The 8,595-nt window shown below is 34.8% G+C and carries 9 protein-coding genes and 1 pseudogene; all 10 read left to right on the top strand.

The features are described 5' to 3' along the window. Positions 1-241: 241 nt before the first annotated feature. Positions 242-601 carry a LytR/AlgR family response regulator transcription factor gene (locus WMO38_RS13350; protein ID WP_349163040.1) on the top strand — a complete coding sequence of 120 codons (360 nt, stop codon included), beginning with the start codon at positions 242-244 and terminating at the stop codon, positions 599-601. Positions 602-866: 265 nt separating this feature from the next. After that, complete coding sequence (locus tag WMO38_RS13345; RefSeq protein WP_349163039.1) at positions 867-1,592, top strand: hypothetical protein; 726 nt, start codon at positions 867-869, stop codon at positions 1,590-1,592. Between the two features lie 46 nt (positions 1,593-1,638). Then, a complete protein-coding gene (locus tag WMO38_RS13340; protein WP_349163037.1) occupies positions 1,639-1,881 on the top strand; it encodes a hypothetical protein in 243 nt (80 codons plus the stop codon). Positions 1,882-1,950: 69 nt separating this feature from the next. Then, positions 1,951-2,376 carry a hypothetical protein gene (locus tag WMO38_RS13335; RefSeq protein WP_349163036.1) on the top strand — a complete coding sequence of 142 codons (426 nt, stop codon included), beginning with the start codon at positions 1,951-1,953 and terminating at the stop codon, positions 2,374-2,376. 23 nt (positions 2,377-2,399) lie between these two features. Beyond that, a complete protein-coding gene (locus WMO38_RS13330) occupies positions 2,400-3,653 on the top strand; it encodes a hypothetical protein (RefSeq protein WP_349163035.1) in 1,254 nt (417 codons plus the stop codon). A gap of 28 nt (positions 3,654-3,681) precedes the next feature. Continuing rightward, entirely contained in the window at positions 3,682-5,856 is a 2,175-nt protein-coding gene (locus WMO38_RS13325) for an ABC-2 transporter permease (RefSeq protein ID WP_349163034.1), read from the top strand. A 172-nt stretch (positions 5,857-6,028) separates the two neighbouring features. After that, positions 6,029-6,796 carry a hypothetical protein gene (locus WMO38_RS13320; protein WP_349163033.1) on the top strand — a complete coding sequence of 256 codons (768 nt, stop codon included), beginning with the start codon at positions 6,029-6,031 and terminating at the stop codon, positions 6,794-6,796. Positions 6,797-6,943: 147 nt separating this feature from the next. Then, positions 6,944-7,318 carry a CidA/LrgA family protein gene (locus WMO38_RS13315; RefSeq protein WP_349163032.1) on the top strand — a complete coding sequence of 125 codons (375 nt, stop codon included), beginning with the start codon at positions 6,944-6,946 and terminating at the stop codon, positions 7,316-7,318. Continuing rightward, positions 7,311-8,003, top strand: a complete 693-nt coding sequence (locus WMO38_RS13310) for an LrgB family protein (RefSeq protein ID WP_349163041.1) — start codon at positions 7,311-7,313, stop codon at positions 8,001-8,003. The genes WMO38_RS13315 and WMO38_RS13310 overlap by 8 nt, the downstream gene beginning before the upstream one ends. 16 nt (positions 8,004-8,019) lie before the next feature. After that, a pseudogene (locus WMO38_RS13305) lies at positions 8,020-8,595 on the top strand (cytidylate kinase-like family protein).

The raw sequence follows: 8,595 nt of genomic DNA, 5'->3' as shown, positions 1-8,595 counted from the left end.
GTCCGTGCTTGCACGAGACCTTGGCGACTGCCGCGATAACTTGAGAAACTCGCGGAGCGTGTTTCTCATAGTTATGGGTCGTGATCCTGTTGAATCCGCGAAGCATGCGAAATGATTTGTGCCAATAAAAAAACTGTTTAAAAATTACAATATACTTGACAATATATGACTAAAGTGTAATTATATAGCTATAATATTTGTTTTGAAATGAGTACATTATGAATGAGAGGTGCAAAAGAATATGGGGATAAAAAATATTTCCGATAAAATCAGAGTAAGTAAAGACAGAATATTTTATAATATAAATATGCGTGATATAGATTATATTAGGGCATATAACAGTGAGACGCAGATTTTTGCCAAAGGTGAAACATTCAGGAGTGACGATTCACTTGTTGTAGTGGAAGAAATCCTTGATAAGTGTGTCTTTTTTAAAATATCAAGGTCTTATGTTGTGAATATACAACGAATTAAAGAGCTGGACGAGGCAGGACGACGTATAAAGATATACGATGAATTCATACCTGTGACAGCGAGAAAAATGAGTGCGTTAAAAAAGGCTTGTATTGAATATAAGCTTAACAGAGGGGAGAATTCTTAGAATCAGTCTAAAAATATCTTTTTAATAAATTTCCGGACAGTACAATAAAATAATAGTTTGAATTGTGTGAAAAATATACACAAAAAGAGTTATACCCCTCGTTCACAGAGTTATCATTGAAAATAGTGTCGAATAATGTAATATAAAATCAGATAGTGCATTGTTTTAGGTCGTGATTGCGGAGGTGATAACAAATTAAAAATATGGGATGTTAATTAACAAAAATTCACAACTGTTTTTATGTGTTAGAAGGGAGGTTGTTATAATGAAGTTTAAAAATACGTTAATAATTTTTTTAGGTATTATAGCAATTATTTTTGCAGGCTGCAAAGAAAAAAAGGCAACACATGAATCGGGTGCTCTTGAGGAACCTAAAGTAGAAACATACGAAGAAAATGGGGTTAATTTTACAAGAGAAAGTTATATAGGATATGAGATAACATATCCCAGTTTAGATAAAAAAATAGTTGATAAAACTTTTATTCAATACGGCGACAATCAATATACATGTTATGGGTACGAAAAGCCTGCACACAGTGTTAATGAAACTTATAAAGGAGAGCCGTATCATTTATGGACATATCATAAATTATGGACATTACCTGATGACATAAGCAGGGAAAATTTATCTGATGTTACATATACTGTGTATAACAGAACCGGAACATTTGTAAAAGAATTGCAGACAAGTAAAGTTATCAAAAATGCACAGTTATCGGGAGGGTATAAATTAGACTCAAGTTGTACAGTTACATCAGATTATACGGGAGATTTATATTTGTGTATTGTGTCGGAATATTATGGCTTTGTTGAAAAGATGACAAGCGAAACAATGGAGTTGTCATTTGACCAAACAATAATAGGCGTAAACGCAAGGTATGCAGATGGAAGTACAGAAAATGCTTATTACAGCATTGAATATTATCCTGAAGGAAATAAAAAAGAACCATATAAAATCTACTATATATACCGCCTTACATTAGAAGAATAAAATGAGTACAAACAGAAGATATACGTTGGCAGTTTGGGAGGTTGTTATGATGAAGTTCAAAAATACGTTAATAATTTTATTAGGTATTATAGCAATTATTTTTGCGGGCTGCAAAGAAAAAAAGGCAACACATGAATCGGGGATTATAGCAGAACCTCAGAAATCAGAAACATATGAAGAGAATGGAATATCATATAAGAAAGAAAAATATTTGAGTTATGAGATAACATATCCTGTTTTAAATAAAAATATAAAAGATAAGTCATTTGTGCAATATATTGATTATTAGTGTTATTGGTGTGGATATAACAGACCGACAAGTGACCCGAGCGATTCTTATAAAGGTGAACCATACGATTTGCAAATATATCATAAAGAGTGGGAACTTCCGGCAGATATAGAAAAGCAAAATATCAGTGAAATAACATATACAGTGTATAACAAACCGGGAACATTTGTAAATGAATATCAGCAGGCAAAAATTGTAAGACAAGCTCAGTCAAACGGAGGATATAACCCGTCACCATACATTACAATTAGCGGAGACTGTAACGATATAGTATATCTTGCCGTGATTGCAGAGTATTATGGTAGGGCAGATGACCATGAGAATTCATCTATATTATATCAGAATTCATTTAACGATACAATAATAGGGGTTAAGGTAAAGTATAATGATGAAAGTGTAAAAGAAGCATATTATATTTTGGAATTTAACGAAAATATGCCACCAAAAGAGTCGGACAAAATGTTTATATTATACCGCCTTACATTAGAAGAATAAAAACAGTAAACGGAGGGATGCGTATGACAAAAAAATTAATAGCTGTTGTAATGATTATTTGTATTGGAATAACGGCTTTGACGGGGTGCGGTAAAAAAAAAGTATCTAAAGCTGTTTTAAAAAATGATATGGAAAAAACAGAGATTAATGATATAGGCGTGTCAAAAGATGATTCGCAGCCGTATTGGGGTACATATGTGCACACATTTGCGGCGGCTGATGGCGGATATTATTATATAGGTAAATGGAATAACGCTTTTTTCCTGTTGTTTTTTGATAAAGATACCAAGGAATGTTATCCTGTGTGCGGGAAAGCGGATTGCACACATGATAATATGGAATGTAATGCCTATGTTGGGTACCAGTATTCAAAGAACAGACAGACAACAACATATTATTTGGACAGTGCGGTTTATTATTACAAAGATAATGTATATCTTCTTGATACGAATGGGTATCTTGTAAGATTTTCAACTGACGGAAGTACAAGGGAAAAAATAGCCGTTGTATATGCGTATGGTGGTGAGAGCGGAACAAATCTCGTGTTCCATGATGATTATGTGTATGTATACAATCTGCTTGGACATTTGGGAAATGAAGAAGAGGCTGTAGAGACAATAAAGCGTTATTCGCTTGATGGTAAAAAAGAAGAGACAGTTCTGGAATATACAGGTACAGGTGCCGCAATAACAAGGGCAAAAAGCTATGGGGAAAGACTTTACTTTCTTATAGAAACAGCGACAATGAGTAAAGATGAACAAGCAAATACGGTAATTATGAACAGCAGATACAACAGTCTTTATGCGTATGATTATAAGACCGGAACAGCAGGCAAAGTATTAGAAGGCAGTATAACAGATTATTGTATAGATGAAGTTTCAGGGAATATTTATTATTATGAATATAATGACGGCATGTATTGCTATAACGTAAAATCAAAAGAAAAAAATAAAATTTTTGATGGAAGCGAAGAAACCAGAAAAATGGAACTCTCTTTTGATGGAAAATATGTATATGCAGATAATCGTTTCTGGTCGATTGAAGCCGCAAGAAGTTACCAGACATATGACAGAAAATGTGTCGTATATTCAACAGATGGCAAGCTTATAAATACAATTAGCTGCAAAGGTGAAACATTTGCATTTTTTGGAGATGAGGATTATATGTTTGCGGAGGTTGAATTTGAGGAAAAAAGCTCAAGCGGTTCAAAGAGCGGACTTGCTTATATTAAAAAAGACGATATGGGTAAAGAATGTAAGTGGACAGAACTTAAATAATAAAAATGTCGTGTTATGGGGGTGAAGTATGCAGGAATATAAAAGGATATTAACTAAAAAATTAATTATAACAGTTATATTGTGTATGCTTCTTAATATAGCACTTTTTTTGTACGGCCAGCTTGAAGGACGAAATATTAATGATGTAATATCCGACAGCAGGCAGTATTCCGATTTAATCAGCCGTTTGAAAACGCAGAGAGAAGAATCGGATTTTGAGGGAATGTTTGAAGATGTTACACAGATTATAAAACAGGATAAAGAAGATGGTAAAGAATCATCGGCATCACTTGTAAGACTGAGAAAGAAACTTAAATATTTATCGGGTTTTACAAGTCAGGTAAACGAATGTCTTCAACAGGCAGAACAGATGCGTGGAAAGAAGCTGTTTTCAAATAAAAAAAGTTATTCATATAACAATATCTTAAAGACGGCTGAGGATTATAGCAGGATAGCTGATGTTAAGGTTGTGCTTGTGAATGATACGTGCATTGAAAAGACAATAGAATATAAATATACATATTATTTGCTGGCTGTATGTATGATTGTGATGATATATGAGTGCTTTAAAGAGCGTGATAATGGTATGTGGCAGATAGTTCACAGTTCAAAAAGCGGACGTATGATACTTGCGTTGAAAAGATTTATATTTGTGTGGATATATGCGTTTGTGCTTACATTCATATATTTTGTATCAACAGTTATTGTATCTGTTTTGTTATACAGAGTATCTGGAATATGGAAAGCACCTGTTCAGTCGATAGAGACGATGAGCGGATTTACAATAAAATGCAATATGGCGGCATATATGTGTCTGCTCTGTTTAATTGCATCGTTTGTACTTGCAATGTTCGGAAGTATAATTTTGGCGTTATTTACTGTTATAAGAAACAGAAATGTTGTACTTATAGGCAGTGTAATATTTGCGGGAGCCGAGTATCTGCTTTATAAAAATATAAGTTTGCAGAGCCGTATAAGTTTTCTGAGAGTGGTTAATATTATTAATTTTTTTGATATTAATACTCTTTTGGCGAAATATGCAAATTGGGGATTTAAAACATTTGTTGTCTCATCAAAAGTTTTAATTATAACCGGAATGGCAGTTGTAACAATAATAATGTCTGTGGCGGCACTTATAAAGAGTGTTACATTGAGACCATTCGGAGCACAAAATGTGCTAAAAAAATTGTTTAATAAAGCGGGAGAGTTATATCAGAGAATATTTGCGTTATATCCGCCTGTGATTAAAGAAATGCATAAACTGATATTTACGGGAAAAGGATTTTTTGTAATTGCAATAGGACTTGTTCTTACATTATATATATGCGGTTCAGGGAAAATGGTATTTTCCGAGTCACAAAAGGAATATGATAATATATATATTCAAAAAGGCGGAGAAGATTATTCACAGCTAAAGAGTGAGATTGACGAACTTAACAGCAGGTATGACAGTATTCAGATACAGCTTAAAGATATGCAGGAGGCATATAAAAACCGGGAAGTTTCGGATGACGAATTTCTTTATGCTGTAAATGCGGCACAGACGTTAAAATATGCAATTCAGAATAAAGAAGAATTAATAAATAAAATAGATTATCTTGCAAATATAGAAAATCAATATAATAAAAAAGGATGGCTTATCTCTGACAGGGGATATGAGCAGTTTTTTGGAAAGTATGGCAGACTTAGGGAATGTGTACTTGTCGGACTTATGGCTGCAATAATATTTATTGTGGTTTCAAGAGGGGCAGAAATACGATATTCGACGGGTATGAATATTATTGAGAATACATCGGCAGAGGGAAGAAAAAAACTTGCTTTAAAGCGGGATTTTGCAGCTATTATTTTTTCTGCGGCGGTTGTACTTATATTAAGTATAGTTGATTTGGGATTTTTAAGCCGAATGTATAATCTGACGTATAAAAATGCTCCGCTTGTGAGTCTTTCATTTATCGGGGATTATCTTGGAAAAGGAATCGGCAGAAATGCTGTCATACAAAAAATTATATTGTCATCAAGTATAGCAGGATTTCTTATTATAAGAATTGTATTGAGAATAATAACAGGATTTGTTGTTACGGCAGCGGCTTTATTGTCGGGAACTTTTGCCGCCAGAAAGAAAAATGCAGCAGTGGTTCCTATTGTAATGGCTGTAGTTGTATTGATTACAGTATTTATTTTTAACGGACTTGCAATATTTTAAATATTGTAATTATTTATGAAGTGTAAACTAAAAATCTTTTTGTCATATATTATAGTATAACCGAATATATGAAAGGAAACTATTGAATATGGCAAGATTTACAAATCAGGCACAACTTCGTTACGGCAATGCCGTTACAAATTCCAATATAGCGGTATGAGAAATTCTGGAGGTGCTCTCGGCTACAAAAACGGCAGTGAGAAATACCTACGGACAGAGTGATACAGTTACGTATATTGTCAGTATTGTTAATTCGGGAACAACTCCGATTACAGGTATTTCAGTAACTGATAATCTTGGAGAATATACATTTGGAACAACAACACTTGTTCCACTTACGTATATTGACGGAACTGTAAAATATTATGTAAATGGTGTATTACAGCCATCAGCTGTTGTTACAGCCGGACCGCCACTTGTAGTGTCAGGAATAACGGTTCCGGCAGGAGGCAGTGTTACAGTTGTATATGAGGCAGCAGTTAATGAATTTGCACCACTTGATACAACCTCAGTTATAAATAATACAGCAATTGTTGCCGGAACAGGCATAACACCTATTACAGCTGAAGAAGAAATAACTGTAGAAAGTACGCCGGTTCTTACAATTACTAAATCTGTAAGTCCTGTTCCTGTTACGGAAAACGGCACACTGACATATACATTTTTAATACAAAATTCCGGTAACGTGGCAGCAGATGCTTCTACGGGAGTTGTGGTTACAGACGTGTTTGACCCTGTGCTGTCAAATATTTCCGTTACGTTTAATCAGACAGCATGGAGTTCACCTGCCAATTATTCTTATAATGAAACCACGGGAGCGTTTGCAACCAATTCGGGTCAGATAACGGTTCCTGCGGCGACATTTACACGGGACGAAGTAACGGGCGTGTGGAATATAAGTCCGGGAATAAGCACTTTGGTGGTAACAGGTACTATTTAATATATCAAGAATTAGAAAAGTATAGAATGGGCGAGGGCTGTAACGGCAATCGCCTGTTTTTTTTATGTTTATGCCGAAAAGTCTATTGACATAGCCCCAAAAAGGGAGTACACATTTGTTGAGAAAAGATGAAATGAGGAAAAATATATGAAGTACGTAAAGCAGTTTCTTATCATTATAGGAATATCGCTTGCCGGCGAAATATTAAAATATATTCTGCCGCTTCCGATTCCTGCAAGCATTTATGGAATGGCAATTCTTTTCATTGCACTTTTAACAGGTATAATTAAGTTGAAAGATGTACGTGAGACAGGAAAGTTTCTTATTGAAATTATGCCTCTTATGTTCATTCCTGCCGGTGTAGGACTTATGTCATCATGGGGCGTGTTAAAGCCTCTTCTTGTACCGGTCAGTGTTATAACAGTTGTTTCACTTGTTGTAGTTATGGCAGCAGGCGGTCTTGTGTCACAGGCAGTTATCAGAATTACAAGAAAGAAAAATGGAGATAATTATGATGAATGAATTTTTTATTAACTCAGCATTCGCAGGGGTTACAATAAGCCTTGTTTCATACATGCTTGGCATGTATCTTAAGAAAAGGTTTAAACTTGGAATATTTAATCCGCTTCTTATAGCAATTGCAGTTACAATGGTAATATTATTTGCACTTAACGTTGATTATGATACATATAATACGGGAGCAAAATATCTTAGCTGGCTTCTGACACCATCAACAGTGTGCCTTGCAATACCGCTTTATGAGCAGATATCACTTCTTAAAAAGAATTTTGCGGCAGTTGCGGCAGGAATTGTCGCCGGAGTGCTTGCCAGCCTTTTAACAATATTTATTATGGCAAAGCTTTTTGGACTTGGACATACCGAGTATGTGACACTTCTTCCAAAGTCAATAACAACAGCAATCGGTATGGGTGTCTCTGAAGAACTTGGTGGTTACGTTACAATTACAGTTGCAGTAATAGTTATCACTGGTGTACTTGGAAATATATTTGCAGAACTTATCTGTAAAATATTCAGAATAAATGAACCAATAGCTAAGGGAATTGCAATTGGTTCAGCTTCACATGCAATAGGAACAGCAAAAGCTATGGAAATGGGTGAAATTGAGGGTGCAATGAGCAGTCTTTCAATAGCGGTTGCGGGAATTCTTACAGTATTTGGGGCAACACTTTTCAGTAATTTTATGTAATTGGAGGTTTTTGGCTATGATTATTACAATCGCAAGAGAATGTGGATGCTATGGTGATTTGATTGGAGAAAAGCTGGGAGAAAAACTTGGAATTCCTGTATACGATAAAAAGTCCGTAACACAGATGGCAAAATAGGCCGGAATTTATAGCAAATATCCAAATTTCTTTTCGGAGAAACAGGCAAATGAGTTTCTTGCTGCAATTATATCGGATGAGTGTGAGACAGTGAAAGATACTCCCAGGAAAGCACTCAGTGCTGTAATAAAAGGTGAATCATTTCTTTTAATAGGCAGATGTGGTAATTTTGCATATGGCACAGACCATAATGTTTTAAGAATATTTTTAAGTGGAAACAGACAGATACGCGTTGGAAATATTATGAAAAAACACAATGTGAATGTGCGTGAAGCAGAAAAAACGGTTGATTCGACAGATGAGAGAAGAGCAGCATATCATAAGTATTATACAGATGAGACATGGGGATATGCGGGCAATTATGATTTGTGTCTTGATGCATGCAGACTTGGAGTAGACGGAGTTATAGATATAGTGTTACAATATATTAAAAAGACCGGAATGGAGAAAGATTAG

Origin of the sequence: Lachnospira hominis (ex Hitch et al. 2025), from assembly GCF_040096395.1 — a bacterium.
Taxonomy (GTDB): domain Bacteria; phylum Bacillota; class Clostridia; order Lachnospirales; family Lachnospiraceae; genus Lachnospira; species Lachnospira hominis.
This window is presented reverse-complemented; position numbering and strand designations above follow the sequence as displayed.